Raw genomic sequence first — 24,880 nt, forward strand, 5'->3', positions numbered from 1 at the left:
CGGGCATACGCGCAAGGCCGCGCCACGGTGGGCGCGGACGCACGTCACATCACATCACAAAGGTTCTACGCGGGCTGGGGCCGGGCGCGTTGTCGATCCAGAGCTTGAGTTCGGCGAGGTTTGCGAACTCCTTGGTGTACAGCTCACCGCCGACGACACAACACATCAACAGTTCGACGTCGTCGGCAACGTCACTTTCGCCTTTATCGTCGGTGTCATCATCCAGTGACAGCAGCCAGCGCACGTAGTCCCTGAAACCCTGAAAGTCGATTCCGACCTTCTGCGACACCATCGCCTGTGCAAACTCCTGGACCGTCTCGCACTGGATGGAGATGGGGCTGCTGAAGGTGATATCAGCCTGAGGAAGTTGGATGATCTCGGGAGTACAGACATAGGTTCCGTAGCTCCTCACGGGAAACTCGATATTGGCCCCCTGGGTCGATCGCCAGCCGATCAGATGGCAGCTTGCATGGATGTCAGACCACCCATCCAGGAGGCGGCACAGCTTCTTCCTGCGCGGCTTTCTTGCTTCAGTGGCTGCATCGCGCTTCTCATCCTTGAACTCTATCAGCGAGAAGTTCCGGCCATCTGAGGCAAGCACGTCCGCACCCAGCCGAACATCCTGATGGTCGGTTGGCGCGATGTAGGCACTATGACCCAGGTTCTCCAGTTCGCGTTCCAGGTTCCTGCTGAACGCGGCCACGTTGGACGTTTCATGATTCAACTTCATACGATGCTCCCTATCGACGGGGAGCATCGTAACGAAATGACCAGCATCGGGTCATCCGGTGCCGGCCAGCGGCCTTCATCGTGCCGACACCCGCCACACCACGTCGCCCACGTCGTCGGCCACCAGCAGCGCGCCTTCGGCATCCATCGCCATGCCCACCGGCGCACCCATCAGGGTCTTCTCGTCCTTCGAGGCGAAGCCGCTGACCACGGTCTGCGGCCGCCCGGTCGGCTTGCCGTCCTTGAACGGTACGTAGACCACTTCGTAGCCGCTCAGCGGCGAGCGGTCCCAGCTGCCGTGCTCGCCGATGAAGGCGCCGCCGTGGTACTGCGCCGGCAGTGCCTGGCCGGTGTAGAACAGCAACCCCAGCGGCGCCACGTGCGAGCCGATGGCGTAGTCCGGCACGATCGCCTTGGCCACCAGGTCCGGCCGCTGCGGCTGCACGCGCTCGTCCACGTGCTGGCCGTAGTAGCTGTAGGGCCAGCCGTAGAAGCCATCTTCCTTCACCGAGGTGAGGTAATCAGGTACCAGGTCGGCGCCGATCTCATCGCGCTCGTTCGCAACCGCCCACAGCGTGCCGGTGCTCGGCTCCCAGTCCAGCCCGGTCGGGTTGCGGATGCCCGACGCAAAGATGCGGCTGCCACGGGTGGCCACGTCCACTTCCAGCACCACCGCGCGGCGGTATTCGACGGCCAGGCCGTTCTCGGTGATGTTGCTGTTGGAGCCCACGCCCACGTACAGCTTGCTGCCGTCACGGCTGGCCAGCAGTTCCTTGGTCCAGTGGTGGTTGATGGTGCTGGGCAGGTCAGTGAACTCGCGGCCCTTGTCGGACATGCGGGTTTCACCGGGTACGTAGTGGTACTGCACGATGTTGCCGGTGTTGGCCACGTACAGCGTGTCACCGACCAGTTGGATGCCGAATGGCGAGTGCAGGCCCTCGATGTAGACGTGCTGGGTCCAGGTGTTCGTGCCCGGCGTGCGGCGCAGCAGGGTGACCCGGTTGCCGCCCTTGCCGGCCTTGCCCGAGCGCGCCTTCACCTTGCCGGCAATCCACTGCTTGGGCGTGGTGACCGGTTCTTCGCCGGGGCCGTTGCCTTCCACCACCAGTACATCGCCGTTGGGCAGGGTCAGCAGCCGCCGCGGATGCTGCAGGTTGGCGGCGATGCGTTCGATCTTCAGGCCCTCGGCCACCGTGGGCGACTGGCCGTCGGCCCAGCCGACGCCCGTGGGCACCTGCATCGGCGGCATCAGGAAGTTCTTCGGTGCCGGCAACGGCGGTTGTGCACCGGACTGGTCAGCGGGATGGTATTCGGCCTTGCCGGCACAGGCCGACAGCATCACGGCCAGCGCCAGGGCGGCCACGGTGGGCAGGATGTGCTTAGCCATGACGACCTCCCTGCAGCACCGGCGGCTGCATCGACAGCAGGATCAGGCCCAGTGCGATCAGGGCCACGGTCAGCGCCGACAGGATCGTGCCCGGCACTGCAACGGCATAGGCATCGCGGCTGTGCACGAAGGCGTTCCAGATGGCCAGCACCACCGCGACCAGGTTGAGGAAGAAGTCGATGCGGTCGATGCGGGTGGCGGTACCGTTGCGGCGCCAGACCGCGAACAGGTTGATCAGGCGCGGCACGATGGCGATCAGCAGGCCGAAGGTGATCAGCCAGGCGGCGGCCTTGCCCCACATCACCTCGGCGCTGTTGAGATAGATCGCGTCGAAGATCAGTGCGCCGACGAAGAAGCCGAAAGGTATCGGGTTCAACAGGCTGAACAGTGTGGTGCCGAGGCCGCGATGGGCCTGGGCGAGCGGATTGACCATCATCGTGCTCCGTGCGGAAGGGTGCACGGGCTGTAGTAGCACAGCAGGATGTGAGGGCGCGCGATGACGCCCCGGCGGGGCTGCCACACCCACCGCGCAGGCACCGCGCTACGTGGATTCGTCCTCGCGCACCTCGTGGAAGGGCAGCATCGTCTCGAAGCCGAATTCGTGTTCCATGCTGGTGCGGACCAGGCCGCCGATGGCGTAGCGGCTGGTGTTGGCATGCACGTCTATGCCACCGGGCCGCCATTCGGTGCGCAGATGCAGCGTCTCTGCGCGTCGCATGACGATCCGTTCCTCCTGCAGCAGCGCGCGACGGTGCTTCTTCATCAGCAGGCGCAGCGGTTTCACCGTGGTGATGCCGAATGCTGCCAGTTCGGGCAGCAACTCGGCGATATCGGCATCGTCGCCATAGTCGTGGCTGCGCGTATGCACGGCCAGCACCACTTTGCGGATGGCGGCAACCGAGAGCGGGGTCTGGTCCGCGCGCGCACGCCCGCGCTGCCGTTCGTTCTTCATGTGTGTGGTCATCTGCAAGTAGTTCTCCCTGTTTCCCACGACTCAAATTCAACCGCGCGAAGATGGCGTGAAGATGTTTGTGCGCACTGTCATAACCAGACGTACTAAGTGTTTGTGACGCAATTGGCACATCTGCAGATTGCTTGTGTGAAGAGGTAGGGGGTTGTTCGTTGTGTCGCGTTTGGCTCGTTGCGATGGGGCAGTTCCGCCCCGCCGTCCTGCCATGCCGATTCACAACAGAAGGATTCGTGTATGAAGCGACACACGCAACGCTCCGCGCCACCGCGCTCCGCGCGCCTGGCCCTCGCCACTGCCCTGGTGCTGGGCAGCCTGGCCGCCACCGCCCAGGCCCAACAGGCCGATCCGCTGGCGGGCATCCAGTGGCACCTGCTCAACACCGGGCAGACGGTACCAGCCGACACGCTACCGGTGGCCGGCAACGATCTGAACGTGGATGGCCTGTTCCGCAATGGCATCCGCGGCCAGGGCGTCACCATCGCCATCGTCGATGACGGCCTGCAGATCGCGCATCCGGACCTGGCCGCCAACGTGGCGGCGGTGGCCGGCAAGAACTTCACCAACGGTTCGAACAACCCGACCCCGACCAACCCGGATGTCGACAACCACGGCACCATGGTCGGCGGCATCGCCGGTGCGGTGGGCGCCAACAACCTGGGCGTACGCGGTGTGGCCCCGGCGGCGACGCTGAAGGGCTTCAACCCGATCTCGCGCTCAGCCCTGGGCAACCAGCAGAGCAACATCGAGTACGCCTGGTGGGATGGTGCTGAATCGGCCGACGTGCAGGTGTTCAACAACAGCTGGGGCGCCGGGCCGGGCAATCCGAACCTGCCGCTGGCGTACAGCGAAAACACGATTCGTTCGTATGAGCAGGCCCTGTCGGGTACGCGCGGTGGCCGTGGTGGCATCTACGTGAAGTCGGCCGGCAACAACTTCAACAATGCCTCGATCAGCCAGACCCAGGATGTCTGCACCACCGACACCAAGAACCGCAACACCGGCTGCGTGCCGGCCGGCCGCGATCCGCGCAACAACCTGTTCAACGTGATCACCGTAGGCGCGGTGCGCGCCGATGGCGTGCGCTCGTCGTACTCCTCCACCGGCTCGGCCCTGTGGGTGTCGGCCTTTGGCGGCGAGTACGGCCTGCAGGCCCAGTACGCCCCCGGCCTGGTGGCACGCGCGTACGACCCGGCCATCGTCACCACCGACGTGACCGGGTGCGCGCAGGGCAGCAACAAGAACACCAACCGCCAGAACACGCTGGACAGCAACCTGTCGGCCATCGACAGCACCTGCAACTACACCGCCAAGATGAACGGCACCTCGGCGTCGGCGCCGATGGTCTCGGGCGTGGCGGCACTGGTGCTGGAAGCCAATCCGAACCTGTCCTATCGCGATGTGAAGTACATCCTGGCCACCACCGCCACCCGCAACCACCCGAACCAGCCGGCGGTGACGCTGGCCGACGGGCGCACGCTGGTGCCGGGTTGGACGGTGAATGCCGCCAACCGTGCCTACAGCAACTGGTACGGCTTCGGTGTGGTCAACGCTGCGCGTGCAGTGCAGGTCGCCGAGAACTTCCAGTCGCTGGGACCGCTGGTCGACAGCGGCTGGCGCAACACCACGCGTACCGTGGCCATCGGCAACACCTCGGCCGCCGCCGCACGCCTGACCTTCCAGTTGGCCAACGGCGCGCGCAACATCGAAAGCGTGCAGCTGGGCTTCCGGGTCAACCACCGCAACACGCGCCAGCTGCAGTTCGTGCTGGTGTCGCCCAGCGGTACCCGCAGCGTGGTGCAGCCGGCGTTCACCGCGATCGGTTCGGGCACGGGTGGCGCGCAGAGCAACTTCACCAGCTGGGACCTGCTGTCCAGCAATGCCTTCCTGGATGAGAATGCCAGCGGCACCTGGACGCTGGAAGTCACCGACATGGGGCAGGCCGCGACCGCAGCATCGCGCGGCAACCTCGAATTCTTCAAGATCCGCGTTCTGGGGCACTGATGATGAAGACCACCATTCTGTTGAGCACGCTCGCCTTCGCGGCGATGACCTCCCCTGCCTGGGCACAGAGCTCGGGGCAGACCCCTCCGGCCAGGACCCTGTCGACCGTGGATGCGCAGGAACTGAAGGCGTCCGCTACCGGCCGCTCGTTCGATGTGGGCGGCACGCGCTTCCAGCTGTCCCCCTCGACCACCGTGAAGCAGGCCAGCGGCGGTCAGTTCACGATCACCCCGCAGGCGGCGGCGACCACCAGTTCGCGCACCAAGCGTTCGCTGGATAGTGCGGCGGCCGCGCCTGCTGATGCCGGTGCCGGCAAGTTCGCGGCAGCGGTCTCCCGTGACGGAGCGCCGGTGGTGGCGACGTCGCGGGTCAAGGTGTTCTTCACCGATGCAGCCTCGGCCCAGCGCGCGGCAACCGCCACCGGTGGCACCGTGGTGAAGGTTTCCAAGGCTTCGGGCCAGGCGATCGTGGAGTACCCGTCGGTGAACGCGGCACTGGATGCGAGCACCAAGCTGCTGTCCACCGCCGGTATCCGTGCGACCGAGCCGGACGTGGTGCAGTGGGAAGAGACCAAGTAAGGCGTTGAGTGGTGCCCCTGGCCGGTTGGCTCTCCTGGCCGGCCGGGGATTGCTACTGGAGGATGTGCGTGTCGACCAAGGTCGACACCTACCGGGGTAGCGCGCGCGACCAAGGGTCGGCACAAGCCGGGCTTGGCCCGGGATTACCGCGCGGCGAGTGTGCCGCTGTGCTTGAGGTGGCAGCTGGCCAGTGCGTCGTTGCCGGCGGCCGGGTGGCCGGGTTCGAGCAGCAGGCGCTGCACGTCCGAGAACAGCTTTTCCACCGGCATGCCGTACGGCGCGAACAGGCGCAGGCGGCCCTGGCGGTCGAACACGTAGCCACCGGCGATGTGGCTCATGGTGTAGGTATCCGGTACCTGGCCGGGCTCTTTTTCGTAGAACGCCTTGAAGTCGCTGGCCATCGCTGCCAGCTGTGCTTCGTTGCCGACCAGCGCGATCGCCTTGGGGTCGAACGCTTCCACATAGGTGCGCGCGACCTCCGGCGTGTCGCGGGCCGGGTCGACGCTGACAAACATCACCTGCAGCTGATCGGCATCCTTGCCCATCAGGTGCTTCACCTGGCTGAGCTCGACCATCGTGGTCGGGCACACATCCGGACAGCTGGTGAAGCCGAAGAACAGATAGGTCACCTGCCCCTGCAGATCCTTCGGGCCACGCACGGTGCCGTGGCTGTCGGGCATCGACCACTGCTGGCCAAGTTCTTCGCAGGCGATGTCCTTCGAATAGAAGTCCATGCGCGACTGCGCACTGCAGCCGGCCAGCAGGCCGAGCAGCAGGCCTGCGGCCAGCCGCAGGCCACGATGGGGGAACGCAATGCCTTTCACGGTTCGCAGGCTCAGTTGATCATCATGTGGTAGTGCATGCTCCAGATGATCCAGACCGACAGTGCGACGACGATGAACAGGATCACCAGGGTGAACACGAAGCTGGCCAGGTTCCAGCCACCTTCGGACTTGCGGTCCATGTGCAGGAAATAGACCAGCTGCACCAGGATCTGCGCCACCGCGAAGCCGACCAGCAGGAACAACGTGAGCGGCCGCGACAGCACCGGGTTCATCACCAGCGCGAACGGCACCACGGTCAGCAGCGCGCACAGCACGAAGCCGATCAGGTAGGACTTGGTGGAGCCGTGCGCATTGCCGGCGCGCGAGGTTTCGACGTGGGCCATGTCAGAAGGCTCCGATCAGGTAGACGAAGGTGAAGACGCAGATCCACACCAGGTCCAGGAAGTGCCAGAACAGGCTCAGGCACGAAACACGGGTGATGTTGGTCGGGGTCAGGCCACGGCGGTAGACCTGGTGCATGACCACCGCCATCCAGATCAGGCCGCTGGCCACGTGCAGGCCGTGGGTGGCAACCAGCGCGAAGAACGCCGACAGGTAGGCACTGGTGCTCGGGCCCGCGCCTTCGTGGATCAGGTGCGAGAACTCGTAGATCTCCATGCCGATGAACGAGGCACCGAGCACGAAGGTCACGCCCAGCCAGCGCAGCACCGCCGAGGTGTCGTGGCGATGCATCGCCAGCACGGCCTGGCCGTAGGTGATGCTGGAGACCAGCAGCAGGAAGGTCTCGGCCATCACGAACGGCAGCGAGAACAGCTCCTTGCCGGTGGGGCCGCCGGCATAGGCGGTGCTGAGCACCGCGTACGAGGCGAACAGCGAACCGAACAGCACCAGGTCGGACATGAGGTAGACCCACATGCCGAACACCTTCATGCCGCCCTGCTCGTGGCCATGGTCGTGTTCGTGGTGGTCCTCGTGCGCCTGCGTGTCGCTGGCCAGCTCCGGGCGGGTCAACAGGTTCATGCGCGTACCTCCTTCAACTTGGCCAGGCTGGCCGCTTCGGTGCGCGCCACCTCTTCGGAACTGACGTAGTAGTCCACGTCCTCGTCGTAGGACCGCACGATCAGGGTGACGATCATCGCGATGAAGCTGGCCGCGGCCATCCACCAGATGTGCCAGACCAGAGCGAAGCACAGCACCAGGATCCAGATGTTGAGGATCAGCGGCACGCCGGTGTTCTTCGGCATGTGGATCGGTGCGTACTTCTTCGGCGGCGGCGGCAGGCCACGCTTCTTCGCCTCATGGAAGGCGTCCAGCTCATCGGCCTTGGGCACCACGGCGAAGTTGTAGAACGGCGGCGGCGACGGCGTGGCCCATTCCAGCGTGCGTGCATTCCACGGGTCGCCGGTCAGGTCCAGGTTGCGCTTGCGGTCGCGCACGCTCACGTAGATCTGCACCAGCATCAGGATGATGCCCGCGAACACGAACAGTGCACCGATGAAGGCGGCGATCAGGTACGGCGTCCACGCCGGGTTGTCGTACTGGTTCATGCGGCGGGTCATGCCCATGAAGCCCAGCATGTACAGCGGCATGAAGGCCAGGTAGAAGCCGATCACCCAGCACGCGAACGACCACTTGCCCAGGCGCTCGTTGAGGGTGAAGCCGAACACCTTCGGGAACCAGTAGGCGAAGCCTGCCAGGTAGCCGAACAGCGCGCCGCCAATGATGGTGTTGTGGAAGTGGGCGACCAGGAACAGGCTGTTGTGCAGCAGGAAGTCCGCGCCCGGGATGGCCAGCAGCACGCCGGTCATGCCACCGATGGTGAAGGTGACCAGGAACGCGATGGTCCACAGCATCGGCACGCTGAACTCGACGCGGCCGCCGTACATGGTGAACAGCCAGGTAAAGATCTTCACGCCGGTGGGAATGGCGATGATCATCGTCATGATGCCGAAGAAGGCATTGACGCTGGCACCGGAACCCATGGTGAAGAAGTGGTGCAGCCAGACGATGAACGACAGGATGCCGATCGCCAGCGTGGCACCGACCATCGACTTGTAGCCGAACAGCTTCTTGCGCGCGAAGGTGGCGGTCACTTCAGAGAAGATGCCGAACGCCGGCAGCACCAGGATGTACACCTCCGGGTGGCCCCAGGCCCACACCAGGTTCACGTACATCATCGGGTTGCCGCCCAATGTGTTGGTGTAGAAGTTGAAGTCCAGGTAGCGGTCCAGGGTGAGCGCACCCAGCGCCACGGTCAGGATCGGGAAGGCGGCGATGATGATCACGCTGGTGACCAGCACGGTCCAGGTGAACACCGGCATCTTCATCAGGGTCATGCCCGGCGCACGCATGCGCAGGATGGTGATGAACAGGTTGACGCCGGTCAGCAATGTGCCGATGCCCGAGGCCTGCAACGCCCAGATGTAGTAGTCGACACCGACCCCTGGACTGAACTCGATGCCCGACAGCGGCGGATAGGCCACCCAGCCGGTCATGGCGAACTCGCCAACGCCGAGCGAGATCATCATCAGCGCTGCGCCGACCACGAAGATCCAGAAGCTGAAGGCGTTGAGGAACGGGAACGCCATGTCGCGTGCGCCGATCTGCAGCGGCACGATGATGTTCATCAGGCCGACCACGAACGGGGTGGCCACGAAGAAGATCATGATCACGCCGTGCGCGGTGAAGATCTGGTCGTAGTGCTCAGGTGGCAGGAAGCCATCGCTGCCCGGCCCGGCCGCGGCCAGCTGCGCGCGCATCATCAGCGCGTCGGCGAAGCCGCGCACCAGCATGACCAGCGCCACCACCACATACATGATGCCGATCTTCTTGTGGTCCACGGTGGTGAACCAGTCACGCCAGAGCGGGCCCCACAGCTTGAAGTAGCTCACCGCGCCAAGCAGCGCGAGGCCACCCAGCACCATGGCTGCCAATGTGACCACGACGATCGGCTCGTGCAGTGGCACGGCCTCCCACGTCAATTTACCCAACATGTTCGTTACTCCTGGGAAACCTGGGCACCGCCGGCAGCACCGGCCGGGGTGGCAGCAGCGGTGTTCTCACCGACGCCGATGAACTGGTCGATGACCTTCTTGAACAGCAGCGGTTCAACACTGGAGAAGTGCTGCACCGGCGCGTTCTTCGACGGTGCGGCCAGCGCCTTGAACTGGTTGAAATCCAGCGTCTGTGGTGCGCTGCGCACCTCGGCCACCCAGCGCTCGAAGTCTTCGTTGCTGCTGGCGGTGGCGATGAACTTCATGTTCGAGAAGCCATGCCCGCTGTAGTTGCCGGACATGCCACGGAACTGGCCGGGCTCGTTGGCGATCAGGTGCAGCTGCGTGCGCATGCCGGCCATCGCGTAGATCTGCCCACCCAGCTGCGGGATGAAGAAGGTATTCATCGTCGAGTTGGAGGTGATGTTGAACGCCAGCGGGCGGTTGGCCGGGAAGTTGAGCTGGTTGACCGTGGCGATGCCCAGGTCCGGGTACACGAACACCCACTTCCAGTCGGTGGCGATCACATCCACGTGCAGCGGTTCACCGGCCACGTCCAGCGGCTTGTACGGGTCCAGTTCGTGGGTCGACTTCCACACGATCACCGCCAGGCCGGCAATGATCAGCAGCGGCACGCCCCAGACCACGATCTCCACCTTGGTGGAGTGCGACCAGTCCGGCGTGTATTTCGCTTTGGTGTTGCCGGCACGGAAGCGCCAGGCGAACACGAAGGTCAGCACGATGGCCGGTATCACCACGATCAGCATCACGCCGATGCAGATCAGGATCAGGTCGCGCTGGGCGAGCCCGACCATGCCCTTCGAATCCAGCAGCACCCAGTCACAGCCCGACAGGCCGACGCAGGCCAGGGCGACCAGCGCCAGGCGGATGCGGTTCCAGCAGATATTCATTGGAGGTCAACCCTGTTGAAGAAGCGCGCTTGACCGGCTCGCCTGCGCGCAGCGCCCGGGCGTGGAGCGGCTACACTGTGGGTACGAGGTCGCCTACAAGAGGGCGAACCACTCCAATCAAGCCCATACAAGATACATCATTGTATGGACTTGTGCACCTGCACGTATGGAAAAGCCTGACCGATGACGCCACCTGCCGCCGGCCGCCGCCTGAAACACCCCAATCGCACCTGGGTTCGCCCCTTCCGCGAGGGCGCCGGCCCGCTGTACCTGCAGATTGCCCAGCAGGTGCGCGAGGCAGTGGATGACGGCGTGCTGCGCCCGGGCGACCGGCTGCCGCCGCAGCGCGACCTGGCCCAGCAGGTGGGCGTGGACCTGACCACGGTCACCCGCGCCTTCGCCGAGCTGCGCCAGGCCGGCCTGCTCGATGCGCAGGGCGCCGGCGGCACCTTCATCGCGCTGTCGGCCGGCAACCGCAGCACCTCGGTGGACCTGAGCATGAACATCCCGCCGCTGCTGGGCAGCGCGCCGTTCGCGCAGGGCATGGAGTCCGGTTTCCAGCACGTCGGCCAGCAGCTGGGCCAGGGCGAACTGATGAGCTACCACGTCGGCGCGGGCACCCGCGAGGACCGCGCCGCCGCCGTGCAATGGTTGGCCCCGATGCTGGGCACGGTCGGCGCCGACCAGGTGGTGATCTGCCCCGGCGCGCAGACCGCGCTGTGCGCGCTGATCCTGGCCCGCACCCAGCCGGGCGAGCTGATTGCCGCCGAGCAGCTGACCTACCCGGGCCTGCTGGCCGCCGCGCGCGTGCTGCAGCGGGGCGTGGTGCCAGTGGCGATGGACGCCGAAGGCATGCTCCCCGACGCACTGGAGGAGGCCTGCCAGCTACGCCGCCCGCGCCTGCTGTACCTGGTGCCGACCATCCAGAACCCGACCACGGCGACGATGTCGGCACAACGCAGGCAGGCCCTGCTGGCGGTCGCGAAGCGCCACGATCTGACCGTGATCGAAGACGATCCCTACTGGTTGCTGGCCGGAGACGCCGCGCCGCCGCTGGCCGCACACCGCGACGCCGGCTGTCCGGTCTATTACATCTCCACCCTGTCCAAGTGCCTGGCGCCGGGCCTGCGCACCGCCTACCTGGTGGTGCCGGCCGGCGAGCCGATGGAACCGGTGCTGGACGCGCTGCGCGCGATCGCGCTGATGCCGACCCAGTCGATGGTGGCGGTGGCCTCGCAGTGGATCCGCGGCGGCCAGGCCCAGGACATGGTGCAGCGCTTCCAGCAGGAGCTGCGCGAGCGCCAGGCGATTGCCGCCCGTTATCTGCCGGCCCGTGCCCAGGCACACCCGGCCGGCCTGCACGTGTGGCTGCCACTGCCGCCGCGGCTGGACCAGTATCGGCTGATCCAGGCCGCACAGGAGCAGGGGCTGGGCATCGCCAGCTCCGATGCCTTCAGCGTGGAAGAGCCGCCACCGGGCAACGCCATCCGCCTGTCACTGGGCGGCGCGGTCGACCAGGGTGCGCTGGCCGGGGCGCTGGCCAAGCTGAACGAGATCCTGTCTGAAGCTCCCGAGGCCCGGCACAACGCCATCGTCTGAACGGGGCGCATGGCGCTTTATCCATACAAGATGATATTTTGTATGCAATGTATGGATGAAGGGACGTGCCGCGATGCGCGCCGAGAAACTGAAGTTCCACCTGGTGATGGCCGGCTGTGGCGGCTTTGTGGTGCTGATGCTGGCCGCGCTGGCCTGGGTCTGCCTGCAGCCGCAGACCGTGGATGTACAGGCCGCCGAACGCCACGCCATCGAGCAATGCATGCAGCGCAGCGAGGATCCGTCGCGTAGCGAGATCCAGCGTCGCGCACAGGCTGATTCCTGCCGCGAGATGCGCAAGCAGTACGTGCATAAGTTCGGCGGGGACGCGTCCTGATGGGCGCAGCCGCGCCGCGCCGCCGCTGGCTGCTGCCGATGATGATCGCCCTCGCCTGCCTGTTCATGGCCGGCGTCGCGGCCGCGCTGTGGCAGTACTTCGGCTATAGCGCGCAATCCACGTTCACCGAACAGGCCATCGTCTTCGACGACTCGCAGCTGCGCCTGCCGGCCGATCTGGCCGGTGACACCGGCCGCATCCGCGTGGTGCATTTCTGGGACCCGGCCTGTGCGGTCTGCAACCGCGAAACCGGTGCGCACCTGAGCTACCTGATCAGCATGTACCGCCGCGCCGGCATCGACTTCTATGCGATCCGCCGCCCGGGTACCCAGGGCGAGCTGCCCAAGCCGCTGCGCGACAAGGTGATCAACCTGCCCACCATCGAGGGCATCGAGCACATTCCGGCCAGCCCCGCTGTCGCGATCTGGGATCGCCAGGGCCACCTCGCCTACGCCGGCCCGTACAGCATCGGCATGGTCTGCAACTCAGCCAACAGCTTCGTCGAACCACTGCTGGACAAACTGGTGCGCGGCGAAACCGTGCGCCCGAAAGGACTGCTTGCCGTGGGCTGCTACTGCCCCTGGCAGGCCAAGCGCTGAGGACGCGCAATGACATCACTGACGCTGGCCGGCGTGGCCGCCGCAAACAACAACGGCGGTCACCTGTCCGAACCGACCGATGGTTATGGACAGGCTCCCGCCGTTGAAAGCAACGATACGCCCCGACATGCTCCGTACATGCCGCGACCGGATGTCGCAGCCCGCGAATGGGTGCAGGACGTACTCGCGCACAACGGGCCGATCTATCTGCGCATCGTCAATTCGCTGGAGCGCACGGTGCGCCGCGGTGGTCTTGCACCGGGGCAACGCCTGCCCTCACAGCGCGCGTTGGCGCAGCAGCTCGGCGTCGACCTGACCACGGTAACGCGGGCATTCGACGAAGCGCGCAAGCGCGGCCTGATCGAAGCGCGTGGACCGCAGGGCAGTTTCATCGCACCGCCCAAGGCCGGCTTCGACCAGGTGGTGGACCTGAGCATGAACGTACCGCCGGTACCCGACGCCGATGCGCTGGCCGAAACGCTGCGGCGTGGTGCGGCCGCCGTGCTTGCGCGCAGCAACGCGCCGAACCTGATGACCTATCACCTGGGCGGCGGCAATCCGACCGATCGCCACGCGGCGGCACGCTGGTTGCAGCCGATGTTGGGCGCGGTGGACGATGCCTGCCTGCTGCTGACCGAGGGTGCGCAGGTGGCGCTGGCCGCGATCCTGCTCAGCCAGGGCCGCGATGGCGACGCGATCCTGTGCGACACGCTGGTCTACCCAGGGCTGCTGCAGGCCGCGGGGGCGCTTGGGCGGCGGCTGGTGCCGGTGGACGGCGACGAACACGGCATGTGCCCCGAGGCGCTGGTGCGGCAGGCGCGCGGGAGTGGCACGCGGCTGGTCTATCTCAACCCCACCTGCCAGAACCCGACCGCGCTGACGTTGTCGTTGCAGCGGCGCGAAGCGCTGGCGCGTGTACTGGAGAGCGAAGGCCTGTTGGCGATCGAAGACGATCCGTACTGGCACCTTGCCGAGAACACGCCGATACCACTGGCAACACTGGCACCGCGTCATGTGTTCCATGTGGCGACGTTGTCGAAGGTGATCAGCCCCGGCCTGCGCACCGCCTTCGTGCGCTGTCCAAGTGCCACGCACGCCGAAGCAATGGCATCGGCCCTGCGGGCCACCCGGCTGATGGGGCACCCGCTGGTGTCGGCGCTGGCCAGCCAGTTGCTGCTGGATGGCTCGGCGCAATCGCTGCTGGCGCAGGTGCGCATCGAGGCGCGCGAGCGCATGCGCATGGCGCGCTACCTGCTGGCGCCTTCGCTGCTGCTGCGTGCCGAAGGCCTGCATGCCTGGTGCCGGGTGCCAGTGCCATGGACCGACGCCACGCTGGTGCGGACCGCGCAGCTGCAGGGGCTGGCCATCGCTCCTTCATCGGCGTTCTGCCCGCCGGGGGTGCAGCATCAGAACGGCGTGCGGCTGTCGCTGGGGCTGGCAGCGGATCGCCGGCAGCTGGAGAGCGCGTTGCGGCGGATTGACCGGTTGTTGTTGTCGGACGCGTTGCCCGCGATCGAGCGGTAGGCGGGGAGCATCCACGCGGGGCGTGGATGTGCGCTGGACCTGGTAGTGCCGGCCGCTGGCCGGCAACGGCATGCACGGATCAGGAGGTTGCCGGCCAGCGGCCGGCACTACCCCAATGCCACCAGCGCCTGCACCAGCGCATCCATCTGCTCCGGCCGGGTGAACACCGACGGCGTCACCCGTACGCAGGCGCCGGTGTCCAACCCGTCGCGATGGGTGGTGAACACACGATGCTCGTCCAGCAGACGCTTCTGCAGCGCGACGTTGTCAGCCACGCTGGTGCGCCCGCGCAGGCGGAAGCTGGCCAGAGCGCTGGCCAGCGCCGGATCGGGCGAAGACAGCACTTCGATGTGCGCCATCTGCCGCGCTGGCAGCGTCCAGCGCTCACGCAGGTAGCGCAGGCGCGCCTGCTTGTTGGCCGCGCCGATGCGCTGGTGCAGCGCGATCGCTTCCGGCAGCGCCAGGTAGGCGGCGAAGTTGACCGTGCCGGTGTGTACGCGGCTGCCCACGCGGCCGTCGTCGGTCTCGCCCATGTACGGGTCGAGATCCGCAACGCGGCTCCTGCGCACGTACATCGCGCCGACGCCGACCGGTGCGCCAATCCACTTGTGCAGGTTGATGCCAACGAAATCGGCCTTGAGCTGCGGCACCGCGTAGTCGATCTGGCCAAAGCCGTGCGCCGCATCGACAATCACGTCGATACCCCGTGCGCGTGCACGCTCGGCGATCTCGGCCACCGGCAGCACCAGCCCATGGCGATGGCTGACCTGGGTCAGCAGCACCAGTTTCAGGCGTGGCAAGCGCGCGAACGCGGCCTCGTAGGCCTGCAGGATCTGCGCGTGATCGGGCACTGCCGGCAGCGCGATGCGCTCGACCTGCACGCCACGGCGCTGCTGCAACCAGCGCATCGCGCCGATCATGCTGTCGTAGTCGATGTCGGCGTACAGCACCTGGTCGCCGGGCTGCAGGCGGTTGTAGCCGCCGATCAGCGCCAGCATCGCCTCGGTGGCGCCACGGGTCAGTGCGATCTCGTCGGCGCCCACGCCCAGCAGTTCGGCCACCTGCCGCTGCACCGCCATGTACTGTGCCGGGAACTCACGACGGCCGTACCAGGCGTTGCCACGGTTCACTTCAGCGGTATGGCGCTGGTAGCTGGCCAGCGTCTCGCGGCCCATCGCGCCCCAGTAGCCGTTCTCCAGGTGGTTCACTTCATCGGTGATGTCGAAGTGGCTGGCCACGGTGGCCCAGTAGCCTTCATCGCGGGCCAGCACATCCGGTGCCGCGGTCGTTGCGGGAATCTGCATGGGCGCAGCGTAACGCGTGGCAGCCATGGCCGGCAGTGAAGACAGTGCGGCTGCGGCCGGCAGCAGGGTGCCGGCACGCAACAGGGAGCGACGGGTCGGGTCCATCAGAAGCTCAGCCGGTACTGTGCGTACAGGTTGGCGCCGTCGGTGTCATACGGCGCGTTGCGCGAGTAGACCAGGCCGCGGCTGGCCTGGAACACCGCCTCGTCCGGGTAGCGATCGAGCACGTTGTCGGCGCCGACGCGCAGGCTGTGGTGTTCGTTGATGCGATAGCCAACGGCCAGATCGAGGAAGCTCATCGCACCGAAGCGCTGGTAGATATCGCCCACCGCATTGCCACTGGAGTCGGTCCAGGCACCGTAGTAGCGCATGCGTGCCATCAGCGACCAGGCGCCGACATCCCAGCTGCCGGTCAGGCTGCCCTTGTGCTCGGGCAGGCGATCTTCGAACAGCACGCGCTGGGTCTCATTGGTGGCCACCGAGGTGCTGCCGTTGTCCACGCGGGTGCGGTTGTAGTTGTAGGCCAGGGTCAGCGTCATGCGACCGGCGCCAAGGTCGTGCAGGTAGTTGCCGACCACGTCCACGCCGGTGGTGGTGGTATCGAAGTCGTTGGTGAAGTAGTTCACCGAGGTATAGCCCAGCGGATTGGGCGTACCGGCCGGAATGGCGAAACTGGCCGACTGGCTGAAGCGGTCGGTGAGCTTGATCTGGTAGACATCCACCGAGCCGGACAGGCCCAGGTCGGTGCGCCAGGTCAGGCCCAGCGACGCGGTACGCGATTCTTCCGGCTTCAGCGGCCTGGCACCGAGCAGCTGCGCCAGCGGGTCGTTCGGCGACAGGCGGCCACTGGTGAAGATCTGCAGCGTGCGCGTATCCAACCCCTGGGTGGTGCTGGTGGTGTTGAGCTGCGCCGGGGTCGGTGCGCGGAAGCCGGTGGACACCGTACCGCGCAGGGCTACGTCCGGGGTGATCGCGAAGCGCGCCGAGAGCTTGCCGTCCAGCGTGCTGCCGAAGCTGGAGAAGTCCTCGTAGCGGCTGGCTGCACCGATGCTCCAGCGCTCGCCCAGCGGTACTTCCATGTCCACGTAGGCGGCCTTGCTGCGCTGGCTCCACTGCCCGGCCTGGCTGGCCGAGAAGCCCGGCGCACCGTTGGAGTTGGCTTCCAGGCCCGCGGCCGCGCCCGGACCCACTGCGTACGAGGCCGGGTCACCGGCGCGTACCTGGTAGGTCTCCTGGCGGAACTCGCCACCGAAGGCGACGTTGATCGGCTTGGACAGCGCGCCCACGTCCCACTCGTAGTTGAAGTCGGCGTTGGCGTTCTTCTCGGTCTGGGTCAGGCGGCCGAGATCGAAGTCGGTCGGGCTGGCCGGGCCGAGCGAGGCATTGATCGAGTTCTTCAAGCTGTAGTCGATGGCGTTGCGGCCATACGAGGCGCTGACATCCCAGCGCAGCTTCGGCGTGATCTTGCCGCGCAGGCCACCGACCAGCTGCAGGTCGTTCTGGACGTTGCCGTACTGCGGGCTGAAGCCGACCGGATACAGCGAGCGCAGGTTCCAGCCCGGGAAGATGGCGGTGGTGCGATACGCGCCGGTGGTGGTGTCCGGGTTGCGCCAGTTGAAATCACTGACGCCATCGCTGTGGCTGTACAGGCCGAAGGCATAGAGCTCCAGCGTATCGCTGGCATTGGCCTTCACGTTGAAGCCGACGCGGCGGCTTTCCAGTTCCGGCTGGCCCCAGCGCTGCACCGGATTGGGCACGTCCAGCTCCGGATGTGCAGCCTGGAAGGCGATCGCGTCCGGGCGCTGGCGCGTGCGCGAGGTAGCGTCGGAGTTGGACGATTCGGCGAACAGCACCAGGCTGCCATAGTCACCCAACGACCAGCCGGTGCGCGCACTGAAGTCGCGCGAGGCACCGTCGCCCTGCGCGTACTGCGAATAGCCGGCGGTGATCTCGGTGCCCGGACCATCCTCGAGGATGATGTTGATGACACCGGCGATGGCGTCCGAGCCGTATTGCGCCGACGCACCATCACGCAGCACCTCGATGCGCTTGATCGCACTGGTGGGAATCTGTGCCAGATCAGCGGCCTGTGCACCACGGTTGCCGAGCAGCGCGCTGCGATGGAAGCGGCGACCGTTGACCAGCACCAGGGTCTGGTCCGGCGACAGGCCACGCAGCGTCGCCGGACGCACGAACACCTGGCCATCTGCCATCGGCAGCCGCTGCACCACGAACGATGGCACCAGCTGGGCCAGCACGTCTTTCAGATCCGTGGATTCGACGGACCTGATGTCTTCCTTGGTGAACACGTCCACCGGCGCCAGCGTTTCGAACTGGGTGCGGTTGGACGCGCGGGTGCCGGTGACCAGCATCGCGTCGAGCTGGGTGGGTGCGGTGCGGCTGCCGCCTGCGGCATCGACCGCATCGGCCTCCTCTGCGATCGCGCCTCCTGCGCTGGCCATGGAAAGGGCAAGGAGGATGGAACGCGAAAGCTTCGAACGATGCACGGCAGGGCTCCGGGAGGACGCGACAGGGCCAGCACCTGTGCGGACACAACAGGCCTGGACAAGGCGCGCAGTCTCGGCCCGATGTGTGAAGGAGGCATGACGTCAGTACGACAGCTTGATGCGCCGACCATGGTTGGCCCCTGCCAGGGCCCATCCGTAGATCCACGCCATGCGTGGATGGGGAATGCCGACGGACACCCGGCCCTTCATGGCCGCGCACACCGCGTCAGCCGTTGCTCTCGTCGTCGAAGCCGAAGCGTGCCGGCCGTGCCGTTCGCAGCGGGACGAACATCGCGAGGACGAACACCACCAGGAAGGGAGCGGACAGGAACCCGAAGTCCTTGCTGCCAAAACCGATGAAGCTGGCACGCAGGTCACCGATCCATTCCAACCGCGCCAGCACCATCACCAGTCCACCGATGGTCGGGCCAGGCAGCCCACCGTGACCGCCCATCAGCAACGTGGGTGACAGCAACCCGGCCAGGAACGCGAAGCCGGCGCGGTAAAGCCAGGGATTGCCCTTCCAGCGCGACGCGCGCTTCACCATCAGCACCAGCAAGGCCAGTGTCAGCACCGCGGGCAGCACCAGGTAGACAAGTACCAGTTCCATCATGGGCTTGGCTCCGCTGGCCTGGCATCCCACGTCGTCGATCGCATTTTCCTGTCCCCATAACGTCCATGAAGCGCGCATTGTTGCCGGTACGCAGGCACACGCAAAGCCCCGGCAGCGCAAGAACTGCTAAACGCCACGCCTGCCGATCCGCTACTGTGCCCGGCATCGGATTCGGGGAACGGCAGGATGAGCGCGGCAGGCAAGGCGTTGTGGTACATCGAAACCCATGCGGACCAGCCATTGGCGCTGGCCGATATCGCCGCCGCAGCGGGGCTGTCGCCGTTCCATCTGTCACGCCTGTTCCAGGCCCGCACTGGCACCTCGGTGGTGCGCTATCTGCGGGGACGGCGCCTGACCGCTGCCGCGCAGCGGTTGGCCACCGGGGCGGGGGATATCCTGCAGGTCGCGCTGGGAGCCGGCTATACCACCCACGCCGCGTTCACCCGTGCCTTCAACGAACAATTCGGGCAGACACCGGAGCACGTACGCGAACAGGGCACCGATGGCCTGGCCCTGGTACAGGCGATCCGCGTGGACGATGCGCCGGCGCCCTGCGGCGAAGCGCCGCAGCTGCTCGACACGCCCGCTTTCCAGGTGGCGGGCATCGGCATGCGGCATACCCGCGACAGTGGCGGCGCGATTCCCGGCCAATGGGCGCAGCTCAACCGCGAATGGCCGACGCCCGCTCCAATCAGCTTCGGTGTGTGCTGCAACAGCGACGACGATGGCGGCTTCGATTACATTGCCGCACTGCCCGCCAGCGCGCTGCCGACCGTGCCGGCGCATTGGCAACGGGTGGACGTGCCGGCGCGTCGCTATCTTGTGGCCTGGCACGGCGGGCACATATCAGCCATCCGCTCGACCTGGTTCTGGCTGCTGGATCATTACCTGCCAGGCTCCGGCCTCAGCCTGGCCAACGCACCCGATCTGGAGCGCTACGACACCCGCTTCGACGAGCACACCGGCAACGGCGGCGTGGAGATCTTGTTGCCGGTGAACGAACGCCCACGCTGACAAGGAGTTGAGGATGCGCATGAAAGCCACTGTGATGGGAATGATGCTGATGTGCCTGGCGACCACCGCCACTGCCCGCGAATCCCAAGCGGCCGGCGAGCGGCATGGCACCACGTCGGTGGCCAGCGCCGCCGTGCGCGATGCGCAGCACCGCGACACCCTGCGCTACACGGCCTGGTACCCGGCACTGACCGGCAGCCGTGAAACCGCGCTGACCCTCGGACCACCCGATGCGCCGCTGTTCGACATAGGACGTGCCGCAATGGATGCGCCGGTGGCGGGTGATCGCCTGCCGACCCTGCTGATCTCGCATGGCAACGGCGGCAGCGCGCGCATGATGGGCTGGCTGGGCACCGCGTTGGCACGGGCGGGCTACCTGGTGATCGCAGTCGATCATCCGGGCAACAACGGTGCCGACACGATGACCCTGCCCGGCAGCGTGCTGACCTGGCTGCGCGCGGATGATCTGCGCGCCGCGCTGGTGGCAGTACAGGCGGATCCCGTGCTCGGTCCCCACGTCGACGCCGAGCGGCTGGGTGTCGCCGGATTCTCCGCCGGTGGCTACACCGCGCTGCTGGCCGCCGGTGCACGACCGGACCTGCAACGACTGCTGTCCTTCTGCACCGCGCATCCGTATGACGGTGTCTGCCGGCCCCAGCAGGAGGCCGCCACGCACACGATGGAGGCCCGTATTGCCGCTGCAGGCTCGCCGGAACTGTCGCCATGGATCTCCCGCGCCAATGAATCGCGCACGATCCCCGGCGTGCGCGCAGTATTCCTGCTGGCGCCAGCAATCGTGCAGGCCTTTGCGCCCGAGCAGCTGTCCTCGTTGCGGCAGTCGGTATCGATCGTGCTGGGCGAAGCGGACGCGGTTGCACCTCCACAGAGCAATGGCGAGGCCATGCACGCGGTGATGCCGGGCACGGAGCTGCAACGCCTGCCCGATGTGGGCCATTACGACTTCCTGGCCGCGTGCACTCCGGCAGGACAGCAGCGGTTGCCAGAGCTGTGCACCACGTCAGTGCCGAAGACCCAGACCCACGCGCTGGCGGTGGACGCAGCGCTGCAGTTCTTCGCCCACTCCCTGCGCTAGTGGCGACCGGGCGTGGCCCGGCGCTACAGTGGATGCGTCCAGGGAGGATCGATCATGCGCCTGCTGCACCTCACTCTGCCGGTATCCGATGTCGCCACCGTGGCCGCGTACTTCCGCGATGTGCTGCAGCAGCGCGTGGTCGGCAACCATGTGCACATCGGCTGGAGCACGATCGAACTGCAGCCTGCGGCAGGGCGTCCGGTCGGTGGCGTGCATCTGGCCTTCAACGTGCCGGACAACCGCTTCAGCGAGGCGATGGCCTGGCTGCGCGAGCGTACGCCACTACAGCGCAACCCGGCAGGACTGGATTACTTCGCGCTGGAAAGCAGCTGGCAGTCGCAGTCGGTGTACTTCACCGGCCCGGACGGCCTGATCCTGGAACTGATCGGCCGCCGCCGCTTGCCAGCCAGCGCGCGCGGCGGCGCCTTCCATGGCAGCGAACTGGCCTGCCTGAGCGAAGTCGGCCTGCCCAGCCGCGATGTCGACGCGGTGCGCGAACAGTCCAGTCAACGTTTCGGCCTGCAACCGATCAGCCCGCCTTCGCCGCAGTTCGCACCGATGGGCGACGACGAAGGCCTGCTGATCGTGGTCGCCGCTGATCGCACCTGGTTCCCGGAACAGAAAGACCTGCCCAATGCGCAGGGGCTGCTGCTGCAGATCAGCGATGTGGCTGGCCCGGGCGTTGTGGAAGACGTTGCATTGGGTTGGCGGGTGTCTTCATCACCAGCGCCCCGTCAGTGACCGCTGATCCGCTGCCGTCTCAGATCGACTCATCCTCACGCTTGACCAGCATCCAGCAGGGCGACTGCGCGAAGGTGTAGGTCTGCTGATCGCTGCTGTCTGGCGTGCGGATCTGTACCTGTCGCTGCCCGTCGGCCAGCGTGCTGACCTGCATCTCGCGGCCCTGCCCGGCCAAGGCGGCAGGATCGGGCATCACCGGCCACTCGACATCGGCCAGCGCCAGACGGCTTTCCACCTTGCGCGGTTCCGGCTCGGCCTCGGCATCGATGTAGCTGTCCAGCAGCGGATCGGCAGTGGCCTTCTCCTGCAGCGTGATCTCGTTGCCGAAATGCTTCAGGAACGCATCGAATTCCGGGTAGGGGCATTCGCTGCGGGCAGGGACCGGCGCGGGCTCCACCGTTGCAGCGGTGGTCGCTGGCGCGGCTCTGGGCGGCGGCGGCGTGACAGGCGTGGCCTCGGCGGGCGGTGCCTGCGGCGCCGGCGCGCAGGCAACCAGTGCCACGCCACAGGCGAGCATCAGCACTGCGGCAGAGCGGTATCGACACATGGGCTCATCCTGAATCCGGTCCGGTCGCCCCATGCTACCGCGCCCCCTACAATTCCGGCATCCCGCCTGCCCGAGACTGCCATGCACCGCCTTCTGCTCCTGATCGGCCTGCTGTTGCCCGCCCTGTGGCCGGCCGTGGCACTGGCCGTCGACCTCCACGAGGGCGATCTGCTGTTCGTCACCGCCGGCCGCAGCGGCCTCAGCGCAGCCATCGACGATGCCACCGGCAAGCAGGGGTCGACCAGCTTCGATCATGTCGCGCTGATCGCCTCCGCGCCGAAGGGCTGGGAGGTGTTGCACGCTGATGAGAAAGGATCGCGCCGGCAGTCGCTGTCCGATTTCCGCCAGGACGCGCGCGCAAAGCAGCGGCAGATCGTGGTCTATCGCCTGCGCGCGCCGCAGCAGTCCGCCATCAGGGATGCGGTTGCGACCGCGCGCACGATGCTGGGCAAACCGTACAACACGTCATACGTGTTGAACGAGGACAGCTACTACTGCTCGGACTTCATCGAGCGTGCGTTCCGTGCGCACCACATGTTCGCACTGCAACCGATGAACTTCCGCAACCCGCAGACCGGCGAGATCGCCCAGCACTGGGTCGATCTTTACCGCGGCATGGGCATGGAGGTGCCGCAGGATCAGCCCGGCACCAATCCGAACGACATGTCGGCAGCACCGGTGCTGCAACGTATCGGCGTGCTGGAATAAGCGAAGCCCCGCACAGGGCGGGGCTTCGCCAGTCACTCCGCGTGCGCGGCGCGGTCATTCTTCTTCGTCGTGGCCGCCCTGCTGCTGGTTGCGCTCTTTGCGCTGCTGATCCTGCTGCTGTTGCTGCTGTTGCTGCTGGTCACGACGGCCCTGCTGCTGATCCTGCTGGTTCTGCTGGCCCGGCTGCTTCTGGTTCGGGTTCTGGTTCTGCTGTGCCATGTCCGTTCTCCGAAAGCCACGCGCGAAATGCGGTGGACGGGGCCATCGTCTGCAGCAAAGAGTTAATCGCGCGTTGGTGGACGGCTACACCCGTGTGTACGCGCGTGAATGAACGCGCAGAGCCCCTTGCGGCACAAGCGGATGAAGGATTCATGCGGGTTCGGCATGTGCTCATGCCGGCCTTGCGGCCAGGCGCATTCATCGCATCCGCTGTCGGAAACACGCGCTGAACGAGGCTGGCGTCCACGTCGTGCACGGACGCCAACCCTGCATTCAGGGCATCACCGGTGGCACATACGCCAGGGTCATGCCCAGCAGCCACAGCAGGCCCAGCACCAGCGGGATGTGCACCAGCAACTGGATGAAGGTGAACCCCACGATGTCGCGCGCCTTCAGGCCCAGCACGCCCAGCAGCGGCAGCATCCAGAACGGGTTGATCAGGTTCGGCAGGGCTTCGGCCGCGTTGTAGACCTGCACCGCCCAGCCCAGGTGCGCCTTCAGTTCGTTGGCAGCCTGCATCACGTACGGCGCCTCGATGATCCACTTGCCGCCACCGGACGGCACGAAGAAGCCCAGCACCGCCGAATAGACGCCCATCACCAGCGCGAACGAATCCGTGCTGGCCACGTGCACGAACAGGCTCGACAGCCGGTGCGCCAGGGTCTGCCCATCACCGCCAGCGGCGTGGGTGAGGATCATCGCGATGCCGCCATACAGCGGGAACTGGATCAGCACGCCGGTGGTGCTCGGCACCGCCTTGGCCACCGCGTTGAGGAAGCTGCGCGGCCGCCAGTGCAGCAGCAGGCCCAACGAGATGAACAGGAAGTTGTAGGTGTTGAGGTTGGCGATGGCAGTGATCGCCGGCTTGCTGGCGAACTCGTTGAACAGCCAGCCGAATGCCAGCAGCGAGAGCAGCACGGTCAGCAGCGGGCTGTATTCCAGCCATTCGCCCGGGCGCGTGCGTCGCTGCAGAGGTTCCGGCTCGGCCTGCGCGGCGCCGGGGAACTCCTCGGCAGTACGCGCACTGCCGGCCGCGGGCGCGGTCAGCCAGGCGATCAACAGCGAGACCAGGATCAGCACCGAGGTCAGCGCGATCGACTGCCACAGGAAGATGGTTTCGGTGAACGGCAACACGCCGGTGATTTCCACCAGCCCCGGCGGCATGCTGGCCGGGTTGGCCTGCAGCTGTGCGGCCGACGAACTCAGCCCCATCGCCCACACCGCCCCCAGGCCGAGGTAGGCCGAAGCGCCAGCGGCGCGATAGTCCATGCGCAGTTCGGTACGGCGGGCCAGCGCTCGGACCAGCAGGCCACCGAACACCAGCGAGAAGCCCCAGCTGAGCAGCGAGGCGAGCATGCTGACCAGGCCCACGTACACCACCGCACCACGGCCAGTGCGCGGCACCCGGGCCAGGAAGTCGATGAAGCGGGCGACCACCGGCGCGGTCGCCACGGCGTAGCCACCGATGACCACGAAGGCCATCTGCATGGTGAAGGGGATCAGGCTCCAGAAACCGTCACCGAAGGCGCTGGCAGTGGCCTGCGGGGTCGAGCCGAAGCCCATCGCGGCCAGCGCGACGATGACCACGCCCAGCACCGCGAACACGTACGCGTCGGGGAACCACTTTTCCGCCCAGGCCGCCGAACGCAGCGCTGCGCGCGCCATCCAGCCGTCCTGTACTGCTGCCGTCGAGGCCATCATTCACCCTCCCAGGTTCAATGGAT

25 protein-coding genes are annotated in these 24,880 nt (G+C 66.5%); 10 read left to right on the forward strand and 15 right to left on the reverse strand.

The window, feature by feature from the left end:
- Positions 1-49: 49 nt before the first annotated feature.
- The 4 genes from EGM71_RS19410 to EGM71_RS19425 all read right to left on the reverse strand — a co-directional run bounded on the left by EGM71_RS19410 (position 50) and on the right by EGM71_RS19425 (position 3,068).
- A complete protein-coding gene (locus EGM71_RS19410; protein ID WP_188486495.1) occupies positions 50-730 on the reverse strand; it encodes a hypothetical protein in 681 nt (226 codons plus the stop codon).
- Positions 731-805: 75 nt separating this feature from the next.
- On the reverse strand, positions 806-2,116 hold the full coding sequence (locus tag EGM71_RS19415; RefSeq protein ID WP_188486497.1) for a PQQ-dependent sugar dehydrogenase: 1,311 nt from the start codon (positions 2,114-2,116) through the stop codon (positions 806-808).
- A complete protein-coding gene (locus EGM71_RS19420; RefSeq protein ID WP_188486499.1) occupies positions 2,109-2,549 on the reverse strand; it encodes a DUF2231 domain-containing protein in 441 nt (146 codons plus the stop codon). The genes EGM71_RS19415 and EGM71_RS19420 overlap by 8 nt, the downstream gene beginning before the upstream one ends.
- Before the next feature lie 108 nt (positions 2,550-2,657).
- Positions 2,658-3,068 (reverse strand): hypothetical protein, encoded by a 411-nt coding sequence (locus tag EGM71_RS19425; protein ID WP_223224506.1) that lies wholly within the window; start codon positions 3,066-3,068, stop codon positions 2,658-2,660.
- A gap of 252 nt (positions 3,069-3,320) precedes the next feature.
- On the opposite strand from EGM71_RS19425, the gene EGM71_RS19430 reads away from it, so the two are divergent.
- A complete protein-coding gene (locus EGM71_RS19430; RefSeq protein ID WP_014038799.1) occupies positions 3,321-5,087 on the forward strand; it encodes a S8 family serine peptidase in 1,767 nt (588 codons plus the stop codon).
- The gene (locus tag EGM71_RS19435) at positions 5,087-5,665 is read left to right on the forward strand and encodes a hypothetical protein (RefSeq protein WP_014038800.1); all 579 of its coding nucleotides are present in this window, start codon (positions 5,087-5,089) and stop codon (positions 5,663-5,665) included. The genes EGM71_RS19430 and EGM71_RS19435 overlap by 1 nt, the downstream gene beginning before the upstream one ends.
- A gap of 143 nt (positions 5,666-5,808) precedes the next feature.
- Here the strand turns inward: EGM71_RS19435 and EGM71_RS19440 are convergent, their stop codons facing one another.
- From EGM71_RS19440 to cyoA, 5 genes are read right to left on the reverse strand one after another with little or no spacing between them, the layout of a single operon-like run.
- Positions 5,809-6,489, reverse strand: coding sequence for an SCO family protein (locus tag EGM71_RS19440; RefSeq protein WP_188486503.1), 681 nt, complete (start codon positions 6,487-6,489; stop codon positions 5,809-5,811).
- Between the two features lie 11 nt (positions 6,490-6,500).
- Positions 6,501-6,833: a cytochrome o ubiquinol oxidase subunit IV gene (cyoD, locus tag EGM71_RS19445; protein ID WP_006399830.1), complete on the reverse strand. Its 333-nt coding sequence runs from the start codon at positions 6,831-6,833 to the stop codon at positions 6,501-6,503.
- Position 6,834: 1 nt separating this feature from the next.
- Entirely contained in the window at positions 6,835-7,470 is a 636-nt protein-coding gene (gene cyoC, locus EGM71_RS19450; protein WP_005414759.1) for a cytochrome o ubiquinol oxidase subunit III, read from the reverse strand.
- Positions 7,467-9,443 (reverse strand): cytochrome o ubiquinol oxidase subunit I, encoded by a 1,977-nt coding sequence (gene cyoB, locus EGM71_RS19455; protein ID WP_188486505.1) that lies wholly within the window; start codon positions 9,441-9,443, stop codon positions 7,467-7,469. Before cyoB ends, cyoC begins: the two co-directional genes overlap by 4 nt.
- A 5-nt stretch (positions 9,444-9,448) precedes the next feature.
- Positions 9,449-10,354, reverse strand: coding sequence for a ubiquinol oxidase subunit II (gene cyoA, locus EGM71_RS19460; RefSeq protein ID WP_188486507.1), 906 nt, complete (start codon positions 10,352-10,354; stop codon positions 9,449-9,451).
- 183 nt (positions 10,355-10,537) lie between these two features.
- Between cyoA and EGM71_RS19465 the strand changes: the two genes are divergently transcribed.
- From EGM71_RS19465 to EGM71_RS19480, 4 genes are read left to right on the forward strand one after another with little or no spacing between them, the layout of a single operon-like run.
- A complete protein-coding gene (locus tag EGM71_RS19465) occupies positions 10,538-11,953 on the forward strand; it encodes a PLP-dependent aminotransferase family protein (RefSeq protein WP_188486509.1) in 1,416 nt (471 codons plus the stop codon).
- 55 nt (positions 11,954-12,008) lie between these two features.
- On the forward strand, positions 12,009-12,287 hold the full coding sequence (locus tag EGM71_RS19470) for a hypothetical protein (protein WP_223224508.1): 279 nt from the start codon (positions 12,009-12,011) through the stop codon (positions 12,285-12,287).
- Positions 12,287-12,886: a DUF6436 domain-containing protein gene (locus EGM71_RS19475; protein ID WP_188486511.1), complete on the forward strand. Its 600-nt coding sequence runs from the start codon at positions 12,287-12,289 to the stop codon at positions 12,884-12,886. The genes EGM71_RS19470 and EGM71_RS19475 overlap by 1 nt, the downstream gene beginning before the upstream one ends.
- Positions 12,887-12,895: 9 nt before the next feature.
- The gene (locus EGM71_RS19480; RefSeq protein WP_188486513.1) at positions 12,896-14,410 is read left to right on the forward strand and encodes a PLP-dependent aminotransferase family protein; all 1,515 of its coding nucleotides are present in this window, start codon (positions 12,896-12,898) and stop codon (positions 14,408-14,410) included.
- 107 nt (positions 14,411-14,517) lie between these two features.
- Here EGM71_RS19480 and EGM71_RS19485 read toward each other — a convergent pair whose 3' ends face one another.
- From EGM71_RS19485 to EGM71_RS19495, 3 genes are all read right to left on the reverse strand, one after another.
- Complete coding sequence (locus tag EGM71_RS19485; protein WP_188486515.1) at positions 14,518-15,819, reverse strand: aminotransferase class V-fold PLP-dependent enzyme; 1,302 nt, start codon at positions 15,817-15,819, stop codon at positions 14,518-14,520.
- A complete protein-coding gene (locus EGM71_RS19490) occupies positions 15,819-18,221 on the reverse strand; it encodes a TonB-dependent receptor plug domain-containing protein (protein ID WP_188486517.1) in 2,403 nt (800 codons plus the stop codon). Before EGM71_RS19490 ends, EGM71_RS19485 begins: the two co-directional genes overlap by 1 nt.
- 226 nt (positions 18,222-18,447) lie before the next feature.
- Complete coding sequence (locus EGM71_RS19495) at positions 18,448-18,831, reverse strand: hypothetical protein (RefSeq protein ID WP_223224509.1); 384 nt, start codon at positions 18,829-18,831, stop codon at positions 18,448-18,450.
- A gap of 189 nt (positions 18,832-19,020) precedes the next feature.
- On the opposite strand from EGM71_RS19495, the gene EGM71_RS19500 reads away from it, so the two are divergent.
- The 3 genes from EGM71_RS19500 to EGM71_RS19510 are packed head-to-tail and all read left to right on the forward strand — an operon-like array spanning position 19,021 to position 21,682.
- The gene (locus EGM71_RS19500; RefSeq protein WP_188486521.1) at positions 19,021-19,848 is read left to right on the forward strand and encodes an AraC family transcriptional regulator; all 828 of its coding nucleotides are present in this window, start codon (positions 19,021-19,023) and stop codon (positions 19,846-19,848) included.
- 13 nt (positions 19,849-19,861) lie between these two features.
- Positions 19,862-20,941: an alpha/beta hydrolase family protein gene (locus EGM71_RS19505; protein ID WP_188486523.1), complete on the forward strand. Its 1,080-nt coding sequence runs from the start codon at positions 19,862-19,864 to the stop codon at positions 20,939-20,941.
- Between the two features lie 54 nt (positions 20,942-20,995).
- Positions 20,996-21,682, forward strand: a complete 687-nt coding sequence (locus EGM71_RS19510) for a VOC family protein (protein ID WP_188486525.1) — start codon at positions 20,996-20,998, stop codon at positions 21,680-21,682.
- A gap of 19 nt (positions 21,683-21,701) precedes the next feature.
- Here EGM71_RS19510 and EGM71_RS19515 read toward each other — a convergent pair whose 3' ends face one another.
- On the reverse strand, positions 21,702-22,229 hold the full coding sequence (locus EGM71_RS19515; protein WP_188486527.1) for a hypothetical protein: 528 nt from the start codon (positions 22,227-22,229) through the stop codon (positions 21,702-21,704).
- 81 nt (positions 22,230-22,310) lie between these two features.
- Here EGM71_RS19515 and EGM71_RS19520 point away from each other — a divergent pair, with 81 nt between their 5' ends.
- On the forward strand, positions 22,311-22,937 hold the full coding sequence (locus EGM71_RS19520) for a YiiX/YebB-like N1pC/P60 family cysteine hydrolase (RefSeq protein ID WP_188486529.1): 627 nt from the start codon (positions 22,311-22,313) through the stop codon (positions 22,935-22,937).
- A gap of 54 nt (positions 22,938-22,991) precedes the next feature.
- Here EGM71_RS19520 and EGM71_RS19525 read toward each other — a convergent pair whose 3' ends face one another.
- A complete protein-coding gene (locus tag EGM71_RS19525; RefSeq protein WP_188486530.1) occupies positions 22,992-23,156 on the reverse strand; it encodes a hypothetical protein in 165 nt (54 codons plus the stop codon).
- A 273-nt stretch (positions 23,157-23,429) separates the two neighbouring features.
- Positions 23,430-24,854, reverse strand: a complete 1,425-nt coding sequence (locus EGM71_RS19530; protein WP_188489915.1) for a short-chain fatty acid transporter — start codon at positions 24,852-24,854, stop codon at positions 23,430-23,432.
- Positions 24,855-24,880: the final 26 nt, after the last annotated feature.

Origin of the sequence: Stenotrophomonas maltophilia (genome assembly GCF_006970445.1) — a bacterium.
GTDB lineage: Bacteria > Pseudomonadota > Gammaproteobacteria > Xanthomonadales > Xanthomonadaceae > Stenotrophomonas > Stenotrophomonas maltophilia_AU.